The following is a 1069-nucleotide window of genomic DNA, read 5'->3' on the forward strand; positions in this document are numbered from 1 at the left end:
TGACGCGGCAAGAGTATGATCAGGAGTTGCTCGTTGCCTCCCGCCAGATGATCGCCTCCCGCATGGGCAGAAGTGAACCAGAAGAAGAGACCGGGCCGGCAGTACCGGCAGTGCACGTGAGACACGTTGAAAAGATCACCGTGAAAGAGCGGATCCCATATTCCACCAAGTACACTTACACCAACAAAATGTATGTCGGTGAAAGCAGGGTTGTAACCCCGGGGAAATACGGCTTGAAGGAAGTAACCTACCGGGTTACCTGTGAAAATGGAGTGGAGAAATCCAGAGAAGCTCTTTCCAACCGGATTATCAATGAGCCTGTAACCAGGGTGGTGGAGCGGGGTACCCTGAGAAGGTTTGCCTGGCCTGTTTCCGGCGGCGGCCGGATAAGCCAGTATTTCCATGCCGGGCACAGGGGTATTGATATCGCCGCGCCTCTTAACAAGTCGATCCTTGCTGCAGAAAGCGGGGTTGTGACTGTATCGGGATGGGGCAGCAGCCAGGGGAACTACATCGTAATTAACCACGGCAGCTACTACACCCTCTACCTGCATAACAATGTCAACCTGGTTTCCGCCGGGCAGAGAGTTTCCCGCGGGCAGGTCATCGCCCGCCTGGGTTCAACAGGGCACTCTACCGGGCCTCACCTGCACTTTGAGATCCGCCGCAGCATTGGTTCCAGTTGGAGCGGATGGTACACCCATCCGGCCATAAACCCGCTGCAGTTTTACTAGATTTCAAAAACAAGACTTAATCCGGCCGCTCCCACCCAGGGAAGCGGCCTTTTCAATGTACCCGCCAGGCAGCAGCCCGTAAAGGCTCCCGATTGTTTTAAAAATGCTGCTCCCGTGCAGGCTGCCTTTTCTCTCAGAATATTTTTCTTGACAAAAGAATCTTCTATTCACTTTGCATGATCTCTTCCGACCTCCGACTTCCGACCTCTGACCTCCTACAATAAGGCATAACCATACCGCAAAAGGAAAAAGATAAAAGAGACAACTGTTCACCTGTTTCGGCAGGAGTAGAACCTTCAAAAGGAGGACCAGCCTTGGTAGAGACCATAGTCGGA

The 1069-nt window shown here is 52.9% G+C and carries 1 protein-coding gene; it reads left to right on the plus strand.

Going from position 1 to position 1069, the window contains the following annotated elements:
• Window positions 1-734: peptidoglycan DD-metalloendopeptidase family protein (locus ACE4YL_RS00015; RefSeq protein ID WP_461368957.1), on the plus strand; the 734-nt coding region annotated here is incomplete at its 5' end.
• Window positions 735-1069: the final 335 nt, after the last annotated feature.

This window comes from Candidatus Darwinibacter acetoxidans (genome assembly GCF_041936445.1).
Lineage (GTDB): Bacteria > Bacillota > Limnochordia > Darwinibacteriales > Darwinibacteriaceae > DTU010.